At 71.8% G+C, this 20875-nt stretch carries 28 protein-coding genes; 12 read left to right on the top strand and 16 right to left on the bottom strand.

The features are described from left to right. Positions 1-3 precede the first annotated feature (3 nt). Positions 4-498, bottom strand: coding sequence for a peptide deformylase (locus tag IEX89_RS04355; RefSeq protein ID WP_188909944.1), 495 nt, complete (start codon positions 496-498; stop codon positions 4-6). Further along, on the bottom strand, positions 498-1007 hold the full coding sequence (locus tag IEX89_RS04350; RefSeq protein ID WP_188909942.1) for a hypothetical protein: 510 nt from the start codon (positions 1005-1007) through the stop codon (positions 498-500). The genes IEX89_RS04355 and IEX89_RS04350 overlap by 1 nt, the downstream gene beginning before the upstream one ends. 100 nt (positions 1008-1107) lie before the next feature. Here IEX89_RS04350 and IEX89_RS04345 point away from each other — a divergent pair, with 100 nt between their 5' ends. The 5 genes from IEX89_RS04345 to IEX89_RS04325 all read left to right on the top strand — a co-directional run bounded on the left by IEX89_RS04345 (position 1108) and on the right by IEX89_RS04325 (position 5098). Further along, entirely contained in the window at positions 1108-1860 is a 753-nt protein-coding gene (locus tag IEX89_RS04345; RefSeq protein WP_188909940.1) for an SOS response-associated peptidase, read from the top strand. 93 nt (positions 1861-1953) lie between these two features. After that, complete coding sequence (gene dapB, locus IEX89_RS04340; RefSeq protein WP_188910085.1) at positions 1954-2754, top strand: 4-hydroxy-tetrahydrodipicolinate reductase; 801 nt, start codon at positions 1954-1956, stop codon at positions 2752-2754. 40 nt (positions 2755-2794) lie between these two features. Continuing rightward, entirely contained in the window at positions 2795-3415 is a 621-nt protein-coding gene (locus IEX89_RS04335) for a 2,3-bisphosphoglycerate-dependent phosphoglycerate mutase (protein WP_188909938.1), read from the top strand. Continuing rightward, positions 3412-4038: an alpha-ketoglutarate-dependent dioxygenase AlkB family protein gene (locus IEX89_RS04330; RefSeq protein ID WP_188909936.1), complete on the top strand. Its 627-nt coding sequence runs from the start codon at positions 3412-3414 to the stop codon at positions 4036-4038. The genes IEX89_RS04335 and IEX89_RS04330 overlap by 4 nt, the downstream gene beginning before the upstream one ends. A gap of 49 nt (positions 4039-4087) precedes the next feature. Further along, positions 4088-5098, top strand: a complete 1011-nt coding sequence (locus IEX89_RS04325; protein WP_188909934.1) for a hypothetical protein — start codon at positions 4088-4090, stop codon at positions 5096-5098. 36 nt (positions 5099-5134) lie between these two features. Here IEX89_RS04325 and IEX89_RS04320 read toward each other — a convergent pair whose 3' ends face one another. The 4 genes from IEX89_RS04320 to IEX89_RS04305 form a co-directional block, all read right to left on the bottom strand. Beyond that, positions 5135-5350 (bottom strand): DUF3126 family protein, encoded by a 216-nt coding sequence (locus tag IEX89_RS04320; RefSeq protein WP_188909932.1) that lies wholly within the window; start codon positions 5348-5350, stop codon positions 5135-5137. Between the two features lie 73 nt (positions 5351-5423). After that, on the bottom strand, positions 5424-6263 hold the full coding sequence (gene cysE, locus IEX89_RS04315) for a serine O-acetyltransferase (protein ID WP_188909930.1): 840 nt from the start codon (positions 6261-6263) through the stop codon (positions 5424-5426). A 119-nt stretch (positions 6264-6382) separates the two neighbouring features. Then, positions 6383-6877, bottom strand: coding sequence for a ferritin-like domain-containing protein (locus IEX89_RS04310; protein WP_188909928.1), 495 nt, complete (start codon positions 6875-6877; stop codon positions 6383-6385). 127 nt (positions 6878-7004) lie between these two features. Continuing rightward, positions 7005-7793: an SDR family NAD(P)-dependent oxidoreductase gene (locus IEX89_RS04305; protein ID WP_188909926.1), complete on the bottom strand. Its 789-nt coding sequence runs from the start codon at positions 7791-7793 to the stop codon at positions 7005-7007. 104 nt (positions 7794-7897) lie between these two features. Between IEX89_RS04305 and IEX89_RS04300 the strand changes: the two genes are divergently transcribed. Beyond that, entirely contained in the window at positions 7898-8806 is a 909-nt protein-coding gene (locus IEX89_RS04300) for an SMP-30/gluconolactonase/LRE family protein (protein ID WP_188909924.1), read from the top strand. Here IEX89_RS04300 and murI read toward each other — a convergent pair. Both murI and IEX89_RS04290 read right to left on the bottom strand, forming a co-directional pair. Next, entirely contained in the window at positions 8803-9588 is a 786-nt protein-coding gene (gene murI / locus IEX89_RS04295) for a glutamate racemase (protein WP_188909921.1), read from the bottom strand. The two genes, IEX89_RS04300 and murI, sit on opposite strands and share 4 nt — an antisense overlap. Beyond that, a complete protein-coding gene (locus IEX89_RS04290) occupies positions 9585-10361 on the bottom strand; it encodes an RNA methyltransferase (RefSeq protein ID WP_188909918.1) in 777 nt (258 codons plus the stop codon). The genes murI and IEX89_RS04290 overlap by 4 nt, the downstream gene beginning before the upstream one ends. A gap of 108 nt (positions 10362-10469) precedes the next feature. Between IEX89_RS04290 and IEX89_RS04285 the strand changes: the two genes are divergently transcribed. Beyond that, positions 10470-10754, top strand: a complete 285-nt coding sequence (locus tag IEX89_RS04285; protein ID WP_188909917.1) for a hypothetical protein — start codon at positions 10470-10472, stop codon at positions 10752-10754. Between the two features lie 23 nt (positions 10755-10777). Here IEX89_RS04285 and IEX89_RS04280 read toward each other — a convergent pair whose 3' ends face one another. The 6 genes from IEX89_RS04280 to rpmH all read right to left on the bottom strand — a co-directional run bounded on the left by IEX89_RS04280 (position 10778) and on the right by rpmH (position 14471). Continuing rightward, a complete protein-coding gene (locus IEX89_RS04280; RefSeq protein WP_188910083.1) occupies positions 10778-11182 on the bottom strand; it encodes a type II toxin-antitoxin system VapC family toxin in 405 nt (134 codons plus the stop codon). Then, positions 11179-11412: an antitoxin gene (locus IEX89_RS04275; RefSeq protein WP_188909915.1), complete on the bottom strand. Its 234-nt coding sequence runs from the start codon at positions 11410-11412 to the stop codon at positions 11179-11181. Before IEX89_RS04275 ends, IEX89_RS04280 begins: the two co-directional genes overlap by 4 nt. A 146-nt stretch (positions 11413-11558) precedes the next feature. Beyond that, the gene (locus tag IEX89_RS04270) at positions 11559-11789 is read right to left on the bottom strand and encodes a type II toxin-antitoxin system CcdA family antitoxin (protein WP_188909913.1); all 231 of its coding nucleotides are present in this window, start codon (positions 11787-11789) and stop codon (positions 11559-11561) included. A gap of 122 nt (positions 11790-11911) precedes the next feature. Beyond that, positions 11912-13750 carry a membrane protein insertase YidC gene (gene yidC / locus IEX89_RS04265; RefSeq protein WP_188909911.1) on the bottom strand — a complete coding sequence of 613 codons (1839 nt, stop codon included), beginning with the start codon at positions 13748-13750 and terminating at the stop codon, positions 11912-11914. 6 nt (positions 13751-13756) lie between these two features. Continuing rightward, positions 13757-14305, bottom strand: coding sequence for a ribonuclease P protein component (rnpA, locus tag IEX89_RS04260; protein ID WP_188909909.1), 549 nt, complete (start codon positions 14303-14305; stop codon positions 13757-13759). 31 nt (positions 14306-14336) lie between these two features. Further along, positions 14337-14471: a 50S ribosomal protein L34 gene (rpmH, locus tag IEX89_RS04255; protein WP_188909907.1), complete on the bottom strand. Its 135-nt coding sequence runs from the start codon at positions 14469-14471 to the stop codon at positions 14337-14339. A gap of 284 nt (positions 14472-14755) precedes the next feature. On the opposite strand from rpmH, the gene dusA reads away from it, so the two are divergent. The 3 genes from dusA to IEX89_RS04240 all read left to right on the top strand — a co-directional run bounded on the left by dusA (position 14756) and on the right by IEX89_RS04240 (position 17172). Then, complete coding sequence (gene dusA, locus IEX89_RS04250) at positions 14756-15763, top strand: tRNA dihydrouridine(20/20a) synthase DusA (RefSeq protein ID WP_188909905.1); 1008 nt, start codon at positions 14756-14758, stop codon at positions 15761-15763. After that, complete coding sequence (locus tag IEX89_RS04245) at positions 15760-16215, top strand: PaaI family thioesterase (protein ID WP_308423807.1); 456 nt, start codon at positions 15760-15762, stop codon at positions 16213-16215. Before dusA ends, IEX89_RS04245 begins: the two co-directional genes overlap by 4 nt. Positions 16216-16341: 126 nt before the next feature. Next, positions 16342-17172 carry a sulfite exporter TauE/SafE family protein gene (locus IEX89_RS04240; protein WP_188909903.1) on the top strand — a complete coding sequence of 277 codons (831 nt, stop codon included), beginning with the start codon at positions 16342-16344 and terminating at the stop codon, positions 17170-17172. Positions 17173-17179: 7 nt separating this feature from the next. On the opposite strand, the gene IEX89_RS04235 is transcribed toward IEX89_RS04240, so the two are convergent. Next, positions 17180-18046 carry an HpcH/HpaI aldolase/citrate lyase family protein gene (locus IEX89_RS04235; RefSeq protein ID WP_188909901.1) on the bottom strand — a complete coding sequence of 289 codons (867 nt, stop codon included), beginning with the start codon at positions 18044-18046 and terminating at the stop codon, positions 17180-17182. 29 nt (positions 18047-18075) lie between these two features. Beyond that, positions 18076-18561, bottom strand: a complete 486-nt coding sequence (locus IEX89_RS04230) for a MaoC family dehydratase (protein ID WP_188909899.1) — start codon at positions 18559-18561, stop codon at positions 18076-18078. A gap of 132 nt (positions 18562-18693) precedes the next feature. On the opposite strand from IEX89_RS04230, the gene IEX89_RS04225 reads away from it, so the two are divergent. Continuing rightward, positions 18694-19614 (top strand): transglycosylase SLT domain-containing protein, encoded by a 921-nt coding sequence (locus IEX89_RS04225; RefSeq protein ID WP_188909897.1) that lies wholly within the window; start codon positions 18694-18696, stop codon positions 19612-19614. Further along, positions 19611-20825, top strand: coding sequence for a DUF2336 domain-containing protein (locus IEX89_RS04220; protein ID WP_188909889.1), 1215 nt, complete (start codon positions 19611-19613; stop codon positions 20823-20825). Before IEX89_RS04225 ends, IEX89_RS04220 begins: the two co-directional genes overlap by 4 nt. Positions 20826-20875: the final 50 nt, after the last annotated feature.

The raw sequence follows: 20875 nt of genomic DNA, 5'->3' as shown, positions 1-20875 counted from the left end.
CTCTCAGCGCCGCGCCTTCTCCCAGCGCTTCATCGCGCGCTCGCGGCGCAGGCGCGTGAGGCGGCGCAGCCAGAAGACGCCGTCGAGCTGGTCGATTTCGTGCTGCAGGCAGGCCGCGCGGAAGCCCTGCGCCTCCTCCTCCCGCGGCGTGCCGTCGAGGTCGCTGAAGGCGACGCGCACCCGCGCGGGGCGCTCCACCTCGTCCGTGATCCCGGGCATCGACACCGAGCCTTCCGTGAACCGCGCGGTCTCGGTTGACGCGGCGATCACGCGCGGGTCGCAATAGAAGGCGGGCGCGGCGTCTCCCGGCAGCTCGATGACGACGAGGCGCACGAGGACGCCGACATGCGGGGCGGTGATGCCGACGCCGGGCGCCGCGCGCATCGTGTCGAGGAGGTCCTGCGCCAGCGCGCGGGTCGCGTCGTCCGGCGTGCCGATCGCCTCCGCCGGCTGCGAGAGCACCGGATCCGGAAAGCGCACGATGGCGCGCACCGGCATCAGCCGGTCTCCGCGAGGGTGCGCTCGAGGAGCCGATCCGTGGCCCGCTGGGCGGCCTCGACCTCGGCCTCGTCCGGCAGCTCGCGCCCGCCGGAATTGAGGAAGGCGCTCGCGCGCGCGATGAGGCGACGCAGCGCCGGGCCGGTGACCTCGGCGACGTGCGCCGCGTCGTCGGGCTCACAGGGTGGGCGCAGCGCCCGGATCGCCGTCGTCGAGAGATTGTCCATCGCCCGCGTCAGCGCCTCGAAGGCGGCGCGCCGCTCGTCGGGCAGCGCCTCGTAGGCGGCCCGCGCCGCCGGCGCGCGGCGTAGGTGCGAGGCGCCGAAATAGGTGGGATAGTCCACCGGCCGCCAGGCGGCGAGATCGTCCACGGCGTCGGGATCCTGCGCCGCCAGCTCGACGAGCATCAGGACCTCGCTGTAATGGTTGAGGTAGTCGTTCGAGAGGCCCTCGATGGCGGCGTCCGAAGGCGCCGGCGCCGCGTGCGTCTCGTCGATCGGGCCGTGCATGGGTGGTGCGCCGTCGCGGGGTCGTCCTCGGTGGCCCATCCTGGCGGACGGGACCGAACAAAGCGTTACTTCCGATCGCGATCGGAGGGAAGGGGAGCCCATGTGCGGTCGTTTCGTCATCGCGCTCACGCCCGAGGTCTTCCGGGAGGCGTTCGGCTATGCGCAGACGCCGAACTTCCCGCCGCGCTACAACGTGGCGCCGACGCAGCCCGTGCCCATCGTGGTGCGCGAGAACGGCGCCCCGCACTTCAAGCTCGTGCGCTGGGGCTTCCTGCCGGGCTGGGTGAAGGACCCCAAGGACTTCCCCCTCGTGATCAACGCCCGCTCCGAGACGCTGCTGGAGAAGCCCACCTTCAAGGCCGCGATGAAGCGGCGGCGCTGCATCTTCCTCGCCGACGGCTTCTACGAATGGCGCCGGGAGGGCAAGACCAAGGCGCCCTACCTGATCCGCATGGCCTCGGGCGGGCCGATGCCCATGGCGGGCCTGTGGGAGACCTACAGCGACGCGACCGGCGGCGAGATCGACACCGCCGCCATCGTCACGACGAGCGCCAACGGCACGCTCGCCGCGATCCACGACCGTATGCCCGCGATCCTCGGCGAGGAGGGCGTGCGCCGCTGGCTCGACGTGGAGGGCACGAGTGATGCGGAGGCGCGCGCGCTGGCGCGGCCGTGCCCGGACGCGTGGCTGACCATGCACCCCGTCTCGCCGCGGGTGAACAAGGTCGCCAACGACGATCCCTCGAACGTGGAGCCGCTGGCTGCGGAAGCCCCTGCGCCCGAAGGCGGCGGCACCGCCCGCGGCGCGCCGACGCGCAATTCCGACGAGGACGGGCAGGGGCGGCTGCTGTGAGGACAAGGCGTCGCGCGCACGGGACACTTTCCTCGTGCGCGCCGGCGTCCTATACCCGCGGTGCACGCTTCGCAGGAGGGCGCGATGGAGGAGATGCGTCTCGCCGTGGTCGGCGCCGCCGGGCGGATGGGTCGGATGCTGATCAGGACGATCGCCGAGACGGAGGGCTGCAGGCTCTCCGGCGCCTTCGAGCGTTCCGGCTCGGACGCCGTCGGGGCCGATGCCGGCGTGCTCGCCGGGCTCCCGGCGCTCGGGGTCGCGATCGGCGAGGATCCGGCGCGGGCGATCGAGGGGGCCGAGGCCGTCCTCGACTTCACCGCCCCGGCGGCGACGCGTGCGCTCGCCGTGCTCTGCGCCGAGCGCGGCATCGCCCACATCGTCGGCACGACGGGTCTCGCGGCGGAGGATCTCGCCGCGCTCCGGAAGGCGGCCGAGAGCTGCGTCGTCGTCCAGTCCGGCAACATGTCGCTCGGCGTGAACCTGCTCGCGAGCCTGGTGCGGCGCGCCGCCGCCGCGCTCGGGCCGGACTTCGACGTCGAGATCGTCGAGATGCACCATCGTCACAAGGTCGATGCCCCGTCCGGCACCGCGCTCCTCCTGGGCGAAGCGGCCGCCGCCGGGCGAGAGGTCTCGCTCGTGGACACGGCCGTGCGCAGCCGTGACGGGCACGTCGGCGCGCGGCGCGAGGGCGACATCGGCTTCGCGACGCTGCGCGGCGGCTCCGTCGTCGGCGACCATACCGTGATCTTCGCCGGCCCCGGCGAGCGCATCGAGATGCGCCACGTGGCCGAGGACCGCGCGCTCTTCGCCCGTGGCGCGGTCACGGCCGCGCTCTGGTCGCGCGGGCGCGATCCGGGCTTCCATTCCATGGCCGACGTGCTCGGCCTGGGCTGATCTCACCCCCATCGACAACCGCGAGAAGGATCCCCCCTCCATGGAGCGTCTCCTGGTCTTGGCCCGCCACGGGCAGAGCGACTGGAACAAGAAGAACCTCTTCACCGGCTGGAAGGACCCGGAGCTCACCGAGCTCGGCGTCGAGGAGGCGCAGCTCGGCGGGCGGCGCCTCAAGGCGCGCGGCTACCAGTTCGACGTCGCCTTCACCTCCGCGCTGACCCGCGCCCAGCACACCTGCCGGATCATGCTGGGCGAGCTCGGCCAGGAGGGGCTCCCGACCATCGCCGACGCCGCCATCAACGAGCGCGATTACGGCGATCTGGCCGGCCTCAACAAGGACGACGCGCGCGCCAGGTGGGGCGAGGAGCAGGTCTTCCTCTGGCGGCGCTCCTACGACGTGCAGCCGCCCGGCGGCGAAAGCCTGAAGGACACGGTGGCCCGCGTGCTGCCCTACTACATCCGCGAGATCCTGCCCCGGGTCATGCGCGGCGAGCGCGTCCTCGTCGCCGCCCACGGCAATTCGCTGCGCGCGCTGATGATGGTGCTCGACGGCATGACGACGGAGGAGGTCTCGAAGCTCGAGCTGCCCACGGGCATCCCCTTCGTCTACCGCCTGGGCGAGGACACGCGGGTGATCTCGAAGGAGACGATCGACCAGTGAGCGCGCCGCGGCTCGCGCTCGCGCCGGGGCTCCTCCACGTCCCCGGCTATCTCGACGGTGCCGCGCAGGTCCGCCTGCGCGACGCCCTGCGCGAGACGGTGCGCGCCGCCCCGCTCTTCACCCCACGCATGCCGCGCACGGGAAAGCCGTTTTCCGTACGCATGACGAATTGCGGCGCGCTCGGCTGGGTCTCGGACGAGGGCGGCTATCGCTACCAGCCGACGCATCCGGTCACCGGGGCGCCCTGGCCGCCGATGCCCGATCTCGTGCGTGCCGCCTGGGACGACCTCGCCGCCTACCCGCATCCCCCCGAGGCCTGCCTCGTCAACTGGTACGAGGCGAGCGCCAAGATGGGCCTCCACCAGGACCGGGACGAGGCGGATCTCGAGGCGCCCGTCGTCTCGCTGTCCCTCGGCGACACGGCGATCTTTCGCTTCGGCGGGACCGAGCGGAAGGCGCCGACGCGCTCGATCCGGCTCGCATCCGGCGACGCGGTGGTGATCGGCGGGCCCTCGCGGCTCGTCTTCCACGGAATCGATCGCATCCTCGCCGGCTCCTCGACCTTGCTCGACGCGCCCGGCCGCATCAACCTGACGCTCCGGCGGGTCACCCCGCCCGCCTGACACCGAGAACGAGCGCCGGCCCGTCCGGCGCCGACGGGAGGTACCCTCGATGACCACGCTCCCCCGCCATCTCGCCGCCTGCGCCCTGGCGCTCGCGCTGGTCGTGCCCGCGGCGACGCCGAGCCTCGCGCAGACGACGAGCCCCGACCCCGCCGCGAGCGCGCCCGAGGTCCGCCCGGCCGAGCAGGTGACGTTCCTGCCCGGCGCCTCCATCGGCGTCGCGCCGCTACCCGGCATGCGGCCCTCCACCCGCTTCCTCGGCTTCGAGAACCCGCAGGACGGCACCTTCATCGCGCTGATCACGGCGCCTGCGGAGGAGTGGGAGGCGATCTCCACGCGCTACGCGCCGGAGAACCTGCCCGCCCAGGGCTTCGCCGAGCCGATGCGCGAGCCCGTGGAGATCGAGGGCGCGACGGAGGCCTTCATGGTCTCCGGTGAGCAGCGGCTCCAGCAGAGCCTCACGGTGGACAAGTGGGTGGTCGCTGCCCGTACGCCCGACCAGACGGCGATCGTGATCGCCCAGCGCGTCCCGCTGCAGCCGGCCTATACGCGCCAGGCCATCGAGGCGGCGCTCGGCACGATCGCCCTGCGCGAGCCGCCGGGGCTGGAGGATCAGATCGGGGCGCTGCCCTTCGCCATCGGTGATCGCGCGGGCTTCCGGCCGGTGCGCGTCACCGGCGGCAATTCGGTGCTCTTCACCGAGGGCGAGGACAACGTCGTCGAGGAGGCGGACCAGCCCGTCGTCATCGTCGCGGCCTCGCAGGAGATCTCGCCCCCCGAGGATCGTCGCGACGACTTTGCGCGCCGGGCGCTGAACGGGCTGGCGGGGCTCGAGAACATTCGGATCGAGCGGGCCGAGACCTTCCGGCAGGACAATGCCGATTGGCACGAGGCGGTGGCGACGGCGACGGAGCGTTCGGGCGTGCCGGTCGTCGTGCAGCAGACGATCCGCTTCCTGGATCAGGGCTTCATCCGCGTCATCGCGGTCGCCCGGGCGGAGGAGCGCGACACCTGGGCGCCGCGCTTCCGCACGCTCGCCGACTCGCTCACCCCGCGGTGAGCGAGCGGCAACAGGGGAGGGCGCGCGCGGGCGCGCTCAGGCCTCGTCGAGGTCGGTGTCGAGGATCGCCATCTGGAACTGGTAGGAGCGGTCCTCGTCCTCGTCGTCGAGGAAGAGCACGCCGATGAACTCGTCGCCGATGTAGACCTCGGCCGAATCGTCCTTCTTCGGGCGCGCGCGAACGCTGATCGAGTGGTTCGAGAAGGTGCGGCGCAGGTAGCCTTCGACTTTGGCGAGCTCGGATTTCGTCAAGGAACGGCCTCGTTCGGTTCGTGCGTGGATCGCCCCCGCATGACACGCGCGCGCGCCCGGGGCAACCCGCGGCTCACGCGGGAGGGATGCTCTCGGCGAGGATCTGGTCCATCGTGCGCGCGGGCTCGGCGCAGCCGGCCTCGCCCACCACCTTGGCGGGCACGCCCGCGACCGTGGTGTTCGCCGGCACGTCCTTGAGCACGACGGAGCCGGCCGCGATGCGGGCGCAATGTCCCACCTCGATGTTGCCCAGCACCTTGGCGCCTGCGCCGAGCAGCACGCCGCGGCGGATCTTCGGGTGGCGATCGCCCTCCACCTTGCCCGTGCCGCCGAGCGTCACGTTCTGCAGCATGGAAACGTCGTCCTCGATCACCGCCGTCATGCCGACGACGAGGCCGGTGGCGTGGTCGAGGAAGACGCCGCGACCCATCCGGGCGGCGGGGTGGATGTCCGTCTGGAAGACCTCGGAGGAGACGCTCTGCAGGTAGAGCGCGAAATCCGTGCGCCCGTTCGTCCACAGCCAGTGCGCGAGCCGGTGCGTCTGGATGGCGTGGAAGCCCTTGAAGTAGAGCATCGGCTCGATGAGGCGGGTGCAGGCGGGGTCGCGATCGGCGACGGCGAGGATGTCGGAGCGGAAGGCCTCGCCGATGTCCGGGGCCTGCCGCAGCGCCTCGCGATAGGTCTGCTCGATGAGCGTCGCCGAGAGCGCCGGATGCGCGAGCCGCGCGGCGACGCGGTGGATCACCGCGGCCTCGAGCGAGGGGTGATTGAGGATGTTGGTGAGCAGGAAGTTCGTCAGCGACGGCTCCGCCTGCACCACCGCCTCCGCCTCGCGGCGGGCCCGCGCCCAGACGGGGTCCACGGTGCCCACCACGGGATCGATCTCGTTCGTCTTGACGCGCGGCTGGCTCATGCTCGGGCCCTCTCTCGGGTGACGTTCCCCAGAGGTAGGAACGCCGCCGCCGGGAAGAACCCCCGGCGGCGCGATCCTGCCAGAGCGGAAGCCTGGCGTCGAGGCGCAGCGGCCGACCGTCAGTCCTCCTCCTCCTGCTCCGCCGTCGACGACACCTGCCGCGAGACGTACAGCTGGTCGCCCATCAGCTCCATGAGGTCGAACTGGGTCTCGACGAAGTCGATGTGCTCCTCCTCGTCCTTGAGGATCGAGCGGAAGAGGTCGAACGTGCCGAGGTCGCCGGCGTCGCGGGCTTCGCGGGCGGCCTTGTCGTAATAGTCGCGTGCCTCGTTCTCCATCTTCAGCTGCGTGTCGAACATGGCGCGGATGGTGTCGTCCTGCTTGATCGGGTCGAGATCGTGGACGTTGGCCTCGCCCTCCAGAAACAGCAAGCGGTCGAGGAAGCGGTGGAAGTGGCCGCGCTCCTCCTCGACCTCCTCCGACATGCGGTCGGCGAGCTGGTCGACGCCCCAGTCGCGCAGCTTCGCGGCCTGGAGCTCGTAGGTGTTGACGGTGGTCAGCTCCATCGTGATGGCACGCTGGAGATGCTTCAAGGATACTGCGGGACCTTTCATGGGGTCGCTCCTTCACGGTTCGGGATTCCTCGCGAGGAAAACCCGTCGAGCGAGGGCGCGGTTCCGGAGCGTGGCCGGACGGGATGTCGCGTGCGGCCGTGCTGCGCCATCGAGAGGTGGCGCCCCCTCAGGTCAGTCCGCCGTCGACGACGAAATCCTGGCCGGTGCAGGCGCTCGACACGTCGGATGCGAGGAAGAGGGCCATCTCGGCGACGTCCGAGCCGACGAGGCGGCGGGGCAGGCATTGCTGGGCGAGGATCTCGCGCTCCTTTTCGGGGGAGATCCAAAGCGCGAGCTGCTTCTCGGTGAGGATGGCGCCGGGCACGATGGCGTTCACGCGCACGAGGTCGCGCCCCCATTCGCGGGCGAGCTGGCGGGTGAGGCCGCGCACGGCGGATTTCGCCGTGGCGTAGGCCGTGAGGTCGGGAACGCCGAGCTTGTAGGACGTCGAGCCGAGATTGAGGATCGAGCCCGCCCGCCGCGGCTTCATGTGGCGGTGGGCGGCCTGGGCGGCGAAGAACTGGTGCTTCAGGTTCACGGCCATGGCCGCGTCCCAGTCCGCCGGGCCGACGGTCTCGACGGCGGCGCGGCGATCGTTGGCGGCGTTGTTGACGAGGACGTCGAGGCGCCCCTGATGGCCCGCGGCGGCGTCGATGGCGGCGACGAGCGCGGCCGTGTCCGTCACGTCCACCCGGGTGAAGGCGAGGCGCGCGCCGGTCTGCGCCTCGAGCCGCGTGCGCAAGGCCTCGCCCGCCTCGGCGTCGAGATCGACGAAGGCGACCGTCGCACCTTGATGCGCGAAGGCGGTGACGAGGTCCGCGCCGATGCCGGTGGCGCCGCCTGAGACGAAGACGGTCTTCTCCGCGAGGTCGCGGTAGCGGGCGCGGGGCTCGCCGGTGGCGTTCGGCTGGGTCATGCTGGGCTCCGGTGGGGAGGAGGCGAGGCGAGCCGGACGCTAGACGCGGCGCGCGCGATCGTCAAAGGTCTCGCCGGCTGATTACACGTCGTGACGGAGGCACCATGCGCACCCTCGAAGCCCGGCTCCTCGTGCCCACCGGCGCGGTTCTCGCCGAGGGCATCCAGTGGAACCCGGACGACGGGCGGCTGTGGTGGACGGACATCCACGCTCGCCTGGTCCTCTCCTGCGATGCCGACGGCCGCGACCTCCGGAGCCTCGCCCTGCCCGAGCGCCTCACCGCCTTCGCCTTCGCCGCGGACGGGAGCGGGCGCACGATCGGCGCCTTCGCGAGCGGGCTCTTCGTTTACGATCCGCGCACCGGCGCACGCGCGCGGCTCACCACGTTCGAGCCGGACCTGCCGCAGACGCGCATGAACGACGGGCGCTGCGATCCCGACGGCGCCTTCGTGGTGGGCGGCATGGACGAGGTCGACCTCGCGCCGGTCTCCCGGGTGATCCGCTTCGACGGCGCCGGCGAGACGACGCTCGTCTCCGGCATCTCCATTACCAACGCCGTCGGCTTCTCGCCGGACGGCACGGCCATGTATCTCGCCGACAGCCCGACGCGGACGATCTGGCGCTTCCCGCGCGAGCCGGGGACCGGCGCGCTCGGCGAGCGGTCGGTGTTCGTGCGGCTCGACGAGAGCGAGGGCGTGCCGGACGGCGCCTGCGTCGACGCCGAGGGCGGGCTGTGGAACGCGCGCTTCGACGGGGGATGCGTGCAGCGCTACCGGCCGGACGGCACGCCGGACATCCGCGTCACCGTTCCCGCGCGCCAGGTCACCTGCTGCTGCCTGGGCGGGCCGAACCTCGATCGGCTCTACGTGACGACGGCGCGCGAGAGCCTCTCGCCGGCCGACTATGCGAACCAGCCGCTCGCCGGCGGCATCTTCGTGTGCGATCTCGCGGGGGAGGGCATCCGCGGTCTGCCCGAGCGGCGCTTCGCCGGGCCGCTGCCGGCGCTGGGCTAGGGCCGGGCGAGCGTCAGCCCGCGGGCGGCGAGCGCCTCGGCGAGGGGCGGCGCCGGCGTGCGCCCGCTGGTGAAGCGGATCGCGGCCGGCGCCGGCGGCGCGTCCGCGGCGGACTCGCCGAAGAGGTTCGTCACCCGCCGCGCGATTGCGGGCGCGGGGTCGAGCCAGGCCACGAGCCAGGGGGCGATCCGCTCGAAGCGCGCGACGAGGAGGGGGTAGTGCGTGCAGGCGAGGACGACCGCGTCCGTGCGCGTGCCGTCCGCCTCGACGAAGCTGGGCGCGATCTCCGCCAGGAGATCGGCGTCCGGCACGGGCGCGCCCATGAGCTCGGCTTCCGCGTAGGCCGCGAGGCGGGGCGCGCCGACGAGGGTGACGGCGCAGCCGGCCGCGTGCTCGGCGATCAGCGCGAGGGTATAGTCCCGCCGCACGGTGCCGGGCGTCGCGAGCACGCTGAAGCGCTTCGTCTGCGAGGCCGCGGCCGCGGGCTTCACCGCGGGGACGGTTCCGACGATCGGGATCCCGAGTCGCGCCCGCAGAGGCGCGAGGACGAGCGTGGAGGCCGTGTTGCAGGCGACGACGACGCCGTCCGCGGGAAAGTCGCGCAGGCTCTCCTCCACGAGCGCCACGACCCGCGCGACGAGCGCCTCCTCCGCGAGACCGCCATAGGGGAAGAACGCGTCGTCGGCGAGGTAGAGGATCTCGGCGTCCGGGCGCGCCCGGCGGATCTCGGAGAGCACGGTCAGCCCGCCGACGCCGGAATCGAGGACCAGGAGGCGCGTCACGCCGCCGGCTCGTCGCCCGCCAGCTTGCGCGGCGAGCGCATCAGCGTCGAGGCGACGCCGCGGAAGGTGCGCACCTCCTGCTCGGAGAGGCCGCGGCGCAGGAACATGTCGCGCATGTTGCGGGTCATGGTGGTGCGCTTCTCGGGCGGGTAGAAGCCGCGCGCGTCGAGCTCGGCCTCGAGGAAGTCGAAGAACGAGACCACCATCTCGCGGGACGCCGGCACCCGTTCCACCTCCGCGAAGGGCAGCGCGCCCTCTTGCGACTGCGAGAACCATTCGTAGCCCAAAAGCAGCACCGCCTGGGCGAGGTTCAGGGACGGGAAGGCCGGGTCCACCGGATAGGTGAGGATCGCGTCCGCGAGCGCGATCTCGTCGTTCCACAGCCCCTCGCGCTCGCGCCCGAAGAGGATGCCCACGCGCCCCCCGCCGGCGATCGCCGGGCGGGCCTCCGCCACGGCTTCCTTCGGGCCGAGGACGCGCTTCATCTGCCCGCGCTCGCGCGCCGTCGTCGCGTAGACGAGGGTGAGGTCGGCGATTGCCGCGCGCGTGTCGGGAAAGACCGTGGCGCTCTCGAGGAGATGCGTCGCCCCCGCGGCCGTCGCTGTCGCGGCCGGGTTCGGCCAGCCGTCGCGAGGCGCGACGAGGCGCATCTCGGGAAGCGCGAAGTTCGCCATGGCGCGGGCGGCCATGCCGATGTTCTCGCCCATCTGCGGCTCGACCAGGATGACGACCGGCGCCCGGGTGTCGCTCGAAGTGCTGCTTTCGGTGCTCATGCTCGTGCTTTAGCCAAAGCGCGGGCCGAGCGGAAGAGCCGGGCCATGTCGTGGTGTCCGCGACGGCCCGCCTTGGCGTGGCCATGGTCGCATCCCCATCTCTAGGGCATGACGATACGCATCCTCCCCGCGGCGATGTCCGCGCTCCTCCTCGCGCTCTCACCGGCCGCCGCGCAGGCGCCGGGGCCTCTGCCCCTGCGCACGCCGGCGGAGCGCACGATCGATCGCACCAACCGCGATCTGCAGCTCCAGCGACGTCTCGGCGAGTTCGAGCGCCAGCAGACTTTCGAGGAAGGACAGCTGCGCCAACGCATCGACCGGCTGGAGATGTTCCCCCGCCTCGAGCCACCGCCGATCGCGATCACCCCGCCGGGCGGAAACGGGCTGCAGTGAGGGGACGGTGGGCGGGGGTGGTATCAGTCGAGCCAGTTCTCGACAGCTAGGCCGTGCACGCGTGAGAATTCACGCCGGTTGCGCGTGACGACAACGCAGCCGAGCGACAGGGCATGGCACGCGATGAGGAGGTCCATGGCGCCGATAGGCTCTCCTGCGCGCTCCAGATCAGCACGTGCGCGAGCATAGGTATGCACGAGAGCATTGGTGTCGATATCGGCCACGACAAGGCGCTGCAGCAGCGCGTCGACCGCCGCGGCAAGACGGCTCGAGTCCTTCTTGATCGCACCGTAGCGCAGCTCGCATGCGACGAAGGGGCTCGTGAGCACGGCATGCTCACCCACTGCTGCGATGCGTGAGGTGACGGGGCTAGATCTCGGGTTTCGAATCAGGTCCGAGAGTACGTTGGTGTCGAGAAGGTACTTCAGAGTTCGACCTCCTCAGGCGGCGGATCGTCGACCTCGGGCCAAGACTCGTCGACCGGCTCCGCCGTCGCGAGCCATTCGAGCAGTGAGGTTGCCGGTACGGGCTCGATCACGAGCGTCGCGCCCTGGCGGCGTACGATCGCCTCCGTCCCGGGCAGCTCATATTCGCGCGGAATGCGGACTGCCTGATTTCGGCCATTGCGGAACAGACTGACCCGACGCACTTCGTTCATGGCATCCCTCCGGCCTATGCTTCAAACATAGGCCTGCGCCGGTCGGAGGGCAAGCACACGGCATATGAACGTTGCGGCCGCCGACAGCCGCCTCGCTTACGATTTTGACCTATGGCGTCTCGGTCTAGGACCCTGCAGGTCCGGCATCAGGCGGGGCGGAAGCCGGCGAGCGGCAGGCCGTTGGTCTCGACCCAACGGTTCGCGCCGTCGATCGCGGTCTCGTTCTCGGCGAGCCATCGCGCCACGCGTGCGCTCTCGATGGCGCGGCGCAGGCCGTCCTCCGCCGCTCGGGACACGTCCACCTCGTGCCGCTCCGCCTCGCGGAGCAGCTCTTCCGCGACGGCGATCCGTCCCTCGCTTCGAGCATCGATGTGCATGGACCGGGCCCTCGTCGAATGCCGCACGAGCGTACTGCGTCCGGCCATCGTGCGCAAAGGTGCGAGCGATCTCGCGCCGGAGAAGCGACCTTGCTCGCCTGGTGCGAGCGAGGTCCGTGCGGTCACCCCTTCGCCGCGGCGCGTCCGGCGCCGAGCATCTTCTTGATGTTGTCCCACAGCTCGATCTTCACGCCGTGGCGGCGCATGATGAAGCCCTGCTGCAGGACGGAGAGGAGGTTGTTCCAGGCCCAGTAGATGACGAGACCCGCGGGGAACGACGCCAGCATGAAGGTGAAGATCACCGGCATCCAGGTGAATACGGCCTTCTGCACCGGGTCCGGCGGCTCGGGGTTCATCTTCATCTGGACGAACATCGTCACGCCCATGAGGATCGGCCAAATGCCGACCGTCAGCAGCGCCGGGGTCTCCCAGGGGATGAGCCCGAAGAGGTTGAAGATCGACGTCGGATCCGGCGCGGCGAGATCCTGGATCCAGCCGAAGAAGGGCGCGTGCCGCATCTCGATCGTGACGAACAGCACCTTGTAGAGCGCGAAGAAGACCGGGATCTGGATCAGCACCGGCCAGCAGCCGGCCACCGGATTGATCTTCTCGCGCTTGTAGAGCTCCATCAGCTCCTGCTGCTGCTTCATCCGGTCGTCGCCGTAGCGGTCGCGGATGGCCATCATCTCCGGCTGCACGGCCTTCATCTTGGCCATGGAGGCGTAGGACTTGTTGGCGAGCGGCAGGAAGAACAGCTTCAGGATCACGGTCACGATCAGGATCGCGACGCCGAAATTGCCGAACATCGTGAAGAAGAAGTCCAGCGCGTAGAACATCGGCTTGGTGATGAAGTAGAACCATCCCCAATCGATCAGGAGGTCGAACTGGCGGATGTCGAAGGCCTCGGCGTAGCCGTCGACGACGTCGACCTCCTTGGCGCCCGCGAAGAGGCGCTTGGTCGAAACGAGCTCCTCGCCCGCCGCCAGCGTTCGCGCGGCACCCAGCGCGTCGGCCTGGAAGACCGGGCTGCCCCCGCTCGCCTCCGACGTGAACCGTCCGGTGAAGGCCGTGTCCTGGTCCGGCACGATGGCGGTGGCCCAGTACTTGTCGGTGATGCCGACCCAGCCGCCGGTCTCCGCGGCCCAGCTCTCGCCCGTGACGTTGGCCGAGAGGCGCTCGGCCTCCGCCACGTCGTCGTAGCCCCATTCCTGCAGGCCTTCCTCGCCCAGCACGCCGATGAAGCCCTCGTGCAGCACGAAGTAACCCATGACGTTCGGCACGCCGTGGCGGGAGACCAAGCCGTAGGGGTAGAGCGTGACGGGCGCGCCTGTCTCGTTGAGGACGCGGTCCTCGACGGTGAAGAGCGCGTCCTCGTCCACCGTGATGGTGCGCTCGAAGGTCAGGCCCGCCTCGTTGACGAAGGTGAGCGTCACCGGCGTCGCGGGGGTGAGCGCCTCGTCGTTCGTCTGCCACACGGTCTGCGAATCGGGCAGGCCGCCGGGCACCTCGCCGCCGCCGACCCAGCCGAACTCGGCATAGTAGGGATTGGCGCTGTTCGAGGGGGAAAGGAGGACGATCGGGTCCGAATCGGGGTCCGTCGTCTCCTGGTAGTCCTTCAGGATCAGGTCGTCGATCCGCGCGCCGCGCAGGTTGATCGAGCCCTCCTTGGAGGGCGTCGAGATCGGGATGCGGGGCGCGGCCGCGATCGCGGCCTCGCGGGTCGCCGGCAGATTCGTGCCGGGGGCGACGGTCTGCGTCGGCGCGCCGGGGGCGACGCCGCCGTCGGAGGGCAGCGGCAGGTTCGGCCGGGCCGGGTCGACCGCCTGGGCCGCCTGTTGCTGAGCCGCGAGGTCGGCTTCGCGCTGCGCCTGCGGGGCGGCGTAGAAATACGTCCAGCCGACGAACACGATCACCGAGAGGACGATCGCCAGGATCAGGTTGCGGGAGTCTTCGTCGCGCATGGAGCTCTACGGTGTCTTTTCGGAAAGGCCGGAAGGTGGCGCGTCGCGCCGGCTCGTCTGCCCGGAGGCGTCGCCGCGCCCGCGGCGGGGTCCGCGCGGGGCGCCTCCGCGATCGGGCCGCGCGCCGCCGGGCTTCGTCACCACGTGGAGGGCGCGCGCGAGATCGTCAATGAGGGAAGAATACGGCGCCTGGAGCGCCGGACGTCGCGCGATGACGACGATATCCGCCGGGGGCAGCGGATGCGGGGGGAGGGGCGCGTCCGGGACGCGATCCGCCGCGGCGTCATGCCGCGCGCCGCAGCCGAGGTCGGCGCCGCCGCGAGCGAGGGCCTCGCGCGCGGCGTGGCGCAGCCGCCGCTTGATGCGGTTGCGCTCGACGGCGTGGCCGACCTTCTTGGTCACGGTGAAGCCGACGCGCAGCGTCCCCTCGTCGTCGCGCCTGAGGCCTTGGACCGTCATGCGCTCCGAATGGAAACGGCGGCCCGAGGCCGCCGCGACGAACTCCCGTCGTTTCGTCAGGCGACCGACAAGCGGCGCGTCGTCAGGTCCGCGCATCGCTCGATCGCCCTCCACGACCCGCCTCTCCTCACGCGGAGAGGCGCTTGCGCCCCTTGGAGCGACGGTTCGCGATGACCTTGCGGCCGCCGACCGTCGCCATGCGCGCACGGAAGCCGTGACGGCGCTTGCGCACGATCTTGCTGGGTTGATACGTCCTCTTCACGGCCTCGTCTCCGCTCTCGTCTGTCTCGGGGCCGCATTCCCGGCGGCACGCGGTCTCCGTGAAAGAGACCCGCACGCGCTGCTCGCGCTTCGACGGCCCGAATCGTGTCGTGGTGCACAGGGGAGCCGACGTCGCTCGCACGAGCGCCGCTCCAGTCGGGCGGCTTATGCAGGATGGGACCCCGAAAGTCAACGCGCCGTCGGCGGTGGGAACGGGGGCCCGCGCGGGGCCCCGAGAGCTCGCCGGCGCTTGCCGCAGCGCGGCCTCGCGGCTATCTCGGAGCCATGATTCCAGACGACATCCGCTTCTGCGTCGCACCGATGATGGACTGGACGACCCGCGACTGCCGGGCGTTCCATCGCGTCCTGTCGCGGCGCGCGCGGCTCTACACGGAGATGGTGACGACCGGCGCCGTGATCCACGGCGATCGCGAACGCCTGCTCGGCTTCTCGCAGGCGGAGCATCCCGTAGCCGTGCAGCTCGGCGGGTCGGATCCGAGCGAGCTCGCCGAGGCGGCGCGGATCTGCGCGGATCTCGGCTACGACGAGGTGAACCTCAATATCGGCTGCCCGTCCGACCGGGTGCAGGACGGGCGCTTCGGCGCCTGCCTGATGCGCGAGCCGGCGCTCGTGGGCGACTGCGTGGCGGCGATGAAGGCTGCCGTATCCGTGCCCGTCACCGTGAAGTGCCGCATCGGCGTCGACGACCAGGATCCGGAGGCGGCGCTCGACGCGCTCGCCGACGCCGTGGTCGCCGCCGGCGCCGACGCCCTCGTCGTGCATGCGCGAAAAGCCTGGCTGCAGGGGCTTTCCCCCAAGGAGAACCGCGACGTGCCGCCCCTCGATTACGGGCGCGTGCACCGGCTCAAGGCGCGCCTGCCGGACCTCCCCGTCGCCCTGAACGGCGGCATCGCCACGATCGAGACCTGCCGCGACGCACTGGATCACGTCGACGGCGTGATGCTGGGGCGCGCGGCCTATCACGACCCGGAGATCCTGCTGCGTGTCGACCCGGATCTGTTCGGCGAGCCGGCGCCCGTGGCGGACGGGTTCGAGGCGGTTGAGGCCTTCGAGCCCTACGTCGCCGCGCGGCTGGCGGAGGGAGCGCGGCTGTCGACCATCACGCGCCACATGCTCGGCCTCTTCGCCGGGCGTCCCGGCGCGCGCGCCTATCGCCGCCACCTGGCCATGGAGGCTGTGAAGCCGGGCGCGGGGCTCGAGACCCTTCGCGAGGCCGTCGCCCACGTGCGCCGCGCGGCGGACGCCGCGGATGCGCGGAAGCACGCCGCGTGACGTCTCTCGCCGCCACCGCGGCCCGCATCGAGGCGAGCTTCGCCAAGCAGGCGCTGATGACGACGCTCGGCGCCACGCTCGAATCCGTCGAGCCCGGCCGAGTCGTCATCGTGCTGCCCGTCGTGCCGGCGCTCTTCCAGCAGCACGGGTTCGTGCATGCCGGAGCGGTCGCGACCATCGCCGATTCAGCCGCCGGCTACGCCGCGCTCACGCGCATGCCGGAGGGCCGCGGCGTCCTCACCGCCGAGTTCAAGATCAACCTCCTCGCCCCGGCCGCCGGCGCGCGCCTCGTGGCGATCGGGACCGTGGTGAAGGCCGGGCGCACGCTCACGCTCTCCCAGGCGGAGGTGTTCGCCGAGGCGATCGCCGGCGACGCCGGGAGCCGCAAGCTCTGCGCGCTCCTCACGGCGACGCTGATGGCGATCGAGGATCGCGCCGGGATCGTGGACTGATCGCGCGCACGGGTGTGCGCCCGGTGGGGTAATGCCAAACCGCCCTGGCCGGCGCGCCGCTTGCGCGCCGGTCGCCGAACCCGCATACGGCAGCGTAACCTCACGTGCGCGACAGGCGGGCTTTCCATGTTCCTCGGCATTCCCCTCGGCGATCTCGCGATGCTCGCCGCCGGCCTCCTCGCGGCCGGTGCGCTGGCGGGCGTGCTCGCGGGCCTGTTCGGCGTCGGTGGCGGCGCGATCATCGTGCCGATCCTGTTCGAGGCCTTCCGGCTGCTGGGCGTCGACGAGGAGGTGCGCATGCCGCTGGCGGTGGGCACCTCGCTCGCCATCATCATTCCCACCTCGATCAAGTCCTTTCGCGGGCACTACAAGAAGGGCGCCGTCGACATGGCGCTCCTGAAGTCCTGGGCGGTCCCGGTGATCGTGGGCGTGCTCGTCGGCTCGGCGGTGGCGCGCTTCGCCGATCCGTGGGTGTTCAAGCTCGTCTTCATCCTCGTGGCCGGCTTCAACTCGATCAAGCTCCTCTTCGGCAACGACACCTGGCGGCTCGCCACCGACCTGCCGAAGGGCTGGCTGCTTCGCGCTTACGGCTCCTTCATCGGCCTCGCCTCGGCGCTGATGGGCATCGGCGGCGGGCAGATCTCGAACATGCTGATGACGCTGCACGGGCGCGGCATCCACCAGGCCGTGGCGACGTCCGCGGGGCTGGGGCTGATCATCTCGATCCCCGGCGCGATCGGCTACGTCTTCGCCGGCTGGGGCAAGGAGGGCCTGCCGCCCGACGCGATCGGCTTCGTCTCGCTCCTGGGCTTCCTGCTGGTCGTGCCGACGACGCTGATCACCGCCCAGATCGGCGTGAACCTCGCCCACGCCTGGCCCAAGCGTAAGCTCGAGGTCGCCTTCGGCATCTTCCTCGCGCTCGTGTGCCTGCGGTTCGTGGTGTCGATCTTCGAGTGACCGTTCGTCACCCCGCTCGCGCGAGCACGCGGCGGGCGCGCTTCAAGTGCGGCATGTCGATCATCTCGCCGTCGATGGCGACCACGCCCGCGCCGGGATTCGCCTCGAAGGCCGAGACGATGGCCCGCGCCCGGGCGATCTCGTCGGATGAAGGCGTGAAGGCCTCGTTGATCACCGGCACCTGCGCCGGGTGGATCGCGAGCTTGGCGACGAAGCCGTCGCGGCGGGCCTCGCGGCATTCGGCGGCGAGCGCATCGAGGTCCCGGAACGTGGTGTGGACGGCGTCGATGGCGTCGACCTCGGCCGCGGCCGCGCCCATCAGCGCGAGCGCGCGCACCAGCCGGTAGGGCTCGGTATAGGCGCCGGCGGCATCGCGGTTGGCTTCCGCGCCGATGTCCGCGGAGAGGTCCTCGCCGCCCCAGGCGAGCCCCCGCAGCCGATGGCTCGAGCCGCCGTATGTGCCGAGCGCGAAGACGCCGCGCGCCGTCTCCGTGGCGATGGCGAGGATCGCGGTCGCGCCGTCGGGCAGCGCGTATTCCGCCTCGCGCACGGCGACCATCGCCGCGAGATGCGCCACGTCCTGCCCGCCGGACGCCTTCGGCAGCACGATGCCCGCGGGACCCGCGGGCATCACCGCATCGAGATCCGCGCCGATGAGATCGGTGTCGAGCGCATTCACCCGCACGTAGAGGCGCGGCCCGCCCTCCTGCTCCGCGGCGCGGGCGAGGAAGGCGGCGGCGACCTCGCGTCCGCGCGCCTTCTCGCCGGGCGCGACGGAATCCTCCAGGTCGACGATGAGCGCGTCCGCGCCGGCGGAGAGCGCACGCTCGAGCTTCTTCTCGCTGTCGCCGGGGACGAAGAGGTAGGAACGCATGAGAACGGGGCTCCTCGGATGTGGGCGTCTCAGGCGGCGGGGCGCTTGAGCATGAAGGCCTGGCGGCGGCATTGCGCGACGAGCGTGCCGTCCTGCTTGAAGGCCCTGTGATGGAAGGTGACGATGCCCGCATTGGGGCGCGATTTCGATTCGCGCTTCTCCAGCACCTCCGTCTCGCAGCGGATCGTGTCGCCCTCGAAGAGCGGCGCGGGGAAGGTCACGTCGGTCATGCCGAGGTTGGCGATCGTCGTGCCCACCGTCGTGTCGTTCACCGAGATGCCGATCATCAGCCCCAGCGTGAAGAGCGAGTTCATCAGCGGGCGGCCGAACTCGGTCTGCGTCTCGCAGAAATGCGCATCGATGTGCAGCGGTTGCGGGTTCAGCGTCATGTTGGAGAACAGCATGTTGTCCATCTGCGTCACGGTGCGCGTGAGGCGATGGGGGATGACGCTGCCGGGCGCGAAATCCTCGAAGTAGATCCCGCCGCGCGGGTGGCGTTGCGCCTCGTCGGGCATGTGCGTCTCCTCTTCGTCGGCGCACGAACGGCGCCGCTTAAAGCCTTCGTTTACCATGATCGGGCGAGGATGCGCTCCTGACCCGAGCCGCGCCCGCCCCGCGCGACCGGGCCGGAGAACGAGCGGCGCGTCATGTTCCTGTTCACCTCGCTTCCCGCGCAGAACGGCCCCGCCGGGGCGGCGACGCCGCCGCCGGTGGTCGACGCCATCCGCGACGGCGCGCGGGCGAACGGGCTGAGTTTCGACTACCTCCTCGCCGCCGCGCAACGCGAATCGGCGCTCGACCCGAGCGCGAAGGCGAGCACGTCCTCCGCCACGGGGCTCTTCCAGTTCATCGAGCAGACCTGGCTCGGCCTCGTCGACGGCGAGGGCGCGCGCCTCGGGCTCGGCGAGGAGGCGCGCGCGATCACGCGCGACGCCGACGGCCGCTTCGGCGTCGCCGACCCGCGGATGCGCGCCGAGATCCTCGCTCTGCGCGAGGACCCGCGCATCGCGGCCCAGCTCGCCGGCGTGCTGACGAACCGCAACGCCGAGGCGCTCGAGGCTGCGCTCGGCCGGGCGCCCAGCGAATCGGATCTCGCCGTGGCGCACGTGCTGGGCGCGAGCGGCGCGGCGACGCTGATCCGCGCCGCGAGCACGGACCCGCAGACGTCCGCCACCGCGCTGTTCCCGCGGGCGGCGGAGGCGAACCCCGCACTCTTCCGCGATGCGGAGGGCGCGCCGCGCAGCGTCGGCGAGCTCTACCGCGTCATCGCCGCCGCCCACGAGCGCGCGCGCGGCACCGCGACGACGGCGGCGAGCGCCGCGCCGGCCTTCGCGCCCGATACCCCGCTCGCCTTCGCCCGCGCCGACGGCCCGGCCTTCCACGGCCTCTTCCGCACCGATCAGGCGGCACCGGGCCCCGTCTCCGGAGCCGTCGCGAGCCTGTGGAGCGCGCCGCCGGAGGGCGCGATGCCGACGCCGGCCGCCGTCCCGGCGGCCGCGAGCACCGTACGCGCGGCCCCGCCGTCGGGTCCGCTCGACCTCGCGGCGATCGCACGGGGGGCGCGATGATCGTTCGCCGTTTCCTGCTCTGGGCCCGCACCGCGTCTCCCGGCGATCGCGCCGAGGCCGTGAGCGCGCTCGCCCGCGCCTATCTCTACGGCGAGCTCGCCCCCGCCGATCGCCGCGACGCCGAGACCGCGCTCACCGCGATGCTCGACGATCCCTCGCCGCTCGTGCGGCGGGCCCTCGCGGAGGCCGTCGCCAACGCGCCCGACGCGCCGCGCCACATCGTCGTCGCGCTCGCCTCCGACCAGAGCGCCATCGCCGCCCTGGTGCTCGCCCGCTCGCCGCTCCTGACCGACGCCGACCTCGTCGACGCCGCTGCCCTCGGCGACGACTTCGTCCAGACCGCCATCGCGCTGCGCCCGCGCCTGACCTCCGCCGTCGCCGCCGCGCTCGCCGAGATCGCCTGCGCCCAGGCCGTGTCGGAGCTCCTCGGCAATCCCGGCGCCACCCTCGCCGTCTCCACCTTCGCGCGGATCAACGAGCGGCTCGGCGAGGATCCCGAGATCCGCGAAGCGCTGCTCGCGCGCGCCGATTGCCCCGTGGACGTGCGCCAGGCGATCGCGGTGGCGCTCGCGTCGCGCCTCGAGCTTTTCGTGGTCGAGCGCGGCTGGCTGTCGGCGGAGCGCTCCGCGCGCATCGTGCGCGAGGCGCGGGAGAAGACGACCGTCGCGCTCTCCGCCGGCCCGGCTGCCGACGCGCTGCGGCTCGTCACCCACCTGCGACGTACGGGGCAGCTGACGCCTGCGATGATCCTTCGTGCGGTCCTCTCGCGCGCCATGCCCTTCGTCGAGGCCGCCTTCGCCGATCTCGCGGACATGCCGGCCAAGCGCGTCGTCGCGCTGCTGCACGATCCGCGCGGGGCCGGCTTCCCCGCGCTCTACCGCCGCGCGAAGCTGCCGCCGGCGCTGCTTCCGGCCTTCGAGGCGGCGTTCTCGGCGCTGCGCGAGCCGCAAGGGGAGGGGGCGGGCGTCGGCGCGCAGCTCTCCCGGCGCATGGTCGAGCGGGTGCTCTCCGCCTGCGCGGCGCTGCCGGCGGAGGAAGCGGGCAAGCTCCTCGTCCTTCTGCGTCGCTACGAGGTGGAGGCCGCCCGCGAGGAGGCGCGCGAGGCGAGCCGCGTCATGGCGGAGGACGCCGCCCTCGACGTCGCGCTCTCCCACGTGGAGCGCGGGATCGTCGAGGCGATCCGCTCGCGCAGGCTCGGGATCGCCGCGTGACGCGGTAGCAGCGGAAACGGGTGGCCGGCTCGGCCCGGGCCGTGGTGTCC

The sequence above is a fragment of the Salinarimonas ramus genome, from assembly GCF_014645695.1.
Classification (GTDB): Bacteria; Pseudomonadota; Alphaproteobacteria; order Rhizobiales; family Beijerinckiaceae; genus Salinarimonas; species Salinarimonas ramus.
This window is presented reverse-complemented; position numbering and strand designations above follow the sequence as displayed.

What these genes read in the sequence shown, in the direction of transcription:
- IEX89_RS04220 (WP_188909889.1), top strand. Translation starts at nt 19,611, where the DNA reads ATGATCGTTCGCCGTTTCCTGCTCTGGGCCCGCACCGCGTCTCCCGGC.
- yidC (WP_188909911.1), bottom strand. Translation starts at nt 13,750, where the DNA reads ATGCGCGACGAAGACTCCCGCAACCTGATCCTGGCGATCGTCCTCTCG.
- IEX89_RS04310 (WP_188909928.1), bottom strand. Translation starts at nt 6,877, where the DNA reads ATGAAAGGTCCCGCAGTATCCTTGAAGCATCTCCAGCGTGCCATCACG.
- IEX89_RS04355 (WP_188909944.1), bottom strand. Translation starts at nt 498, where the DNA reads ATGCCGGTGCGCGCCATCGTGCGCTTTCCGGATCCGGTGCTCTCGCAG.
- IEX89_RS04240 (WP_188909903.1), top strand. Translation starts at nt 16,342, where the DNA reads ATGTTCCTCGGCATTCCCCTCGGCGATCTCGCGATGCTCGCCGCCGGC.
- cysE (WP_188909930.1), bottom strand. Translation starts at nt 6,263, where the DNA reads ATGAGCCAGCCGCGCGTCAAGACGAACGAGATCGATCCCGTGGTGGGC.
- IEX89_RS04325 (WP_188909934.1), top strand. Translation starts at nt 4,088, where the DNA reads ATGACCACGCTCCCCCGCCATCTCGCCGCCTGCGCCCTGGCGCTCGCG.
- IEX89_RS04335 (WP_188909938.1), top strand. Translation starts at nt 2,795, where the DNA reads ATGGAGCGTCTCCTGGTCTTGGCCCGCCACGGGCAGAGCGACTGGAAC.
- IEX89_RS04285 (WP_188909917.1), top strand. Translation starts at nt 10,470, where the DNA reads ATGACGATACGCATCCTCCCCGCGGCGATGTCCGCGCTCCTCCTCGCG.
- IEX89_RS04290 (WP_188909918.1), bottom strand. Translation starts at nt 10,361, where the DNA reads ATGAGCACCGAAAGCAGCACTTCGAGCGACACCCGGGCGCCGGTCGTC.
- IEX89_RS04350 (WP_188909942.1), bottom strand. Translation starts at nt 1,007, where the DNA reads ATGCACGGCCCGATCGACGAGACGCACGCGGCGCCGGCGCCTTCGGAC.
- IEX89_RS04300 (WP_188909924.1), top strand. Translation starts at nt 7,898, where the DNA reads ATGCGCACCCTCGAAGCCCGGCTCCTCGTGCCCACCGGCGCGGTTCTC.
- IEX89_RS04305 (WP_188909926.1), bottom strand. Translation starts at nt 7,793, where the DNA reads ATGACCCAGCCGAACGCCACCGGCGAGCCCCGCGCCCGCTACCGCGAC.
- IEX89_RS04230 (WP_188909899.1), bottom strand. Translation starts at nt 18,561, where the DNA reads ATGCCCGACGAGGCGCAACGCCACCCGCGCGGCGGGATCTACTTCGAG.
- dapB (WP_188910085.1), top strand. Translation starts at nt 1,954, where the DNA reads ATGCGTCTCGCCGTGGTCGGCGCCGCCGGGCGGATGGGTCGGATGCTG.
- dusA (WP_188909905.1), top strand. Translation starts at nt 14,756, where the DNA reads ATGATTCCAGACGACATCCGCTTCTGCGTCGCACCGATGATGGACTGG.
- IEX89_RS04235 (WP_188909901.1), bottom strand. Translation starts at nt 18,046, where the DNA reads ATGCGTTCCTACCTCTTCGTCCCCGGCGACAGCGAGAAGAAGCTCGAG.
- IEX89_RS04345 (WP_188909940.1), top strand. Translation starts at nt 1,108, where the DNA reads ATGTGCGGTCGTTTCGTCATCGCGCTCACGCCCGAGGTCTTCCGGGAG.
- IEX89_RS04225 (WP_188909897.1), top strand. Translation starts at nt 18,694, where the DNA reads ATGTTCCTGTTCACCTCGCTTCCCGCGCAGAACGGCCCCGCCGGGGCG.
- IEX89_RS04270 (WP_188909913.1), bottom strand. Translation starts at nt 11,789, where the DNA reads ATGCACATCGATGCTCGAAGCGAGGGACGGATCGCCGTCGCGGAAGAG.
- rnpA (WP_188909909.1), bottom strand. Translation starts at nt 14,305, where the DNA reads ATGCGCGGACCTGACGACGCGCCGCTTGTCGGTCGCCTGACGAAACGA.
- IEX89_RS04275 (WP_188909915.1), bottom strand. Translation starts at nt 11,412, where the DNA reads ATGAACGAAGTGCGTCGGGTCAGTCTGTTCCGCAATGGCCGAAATCAG.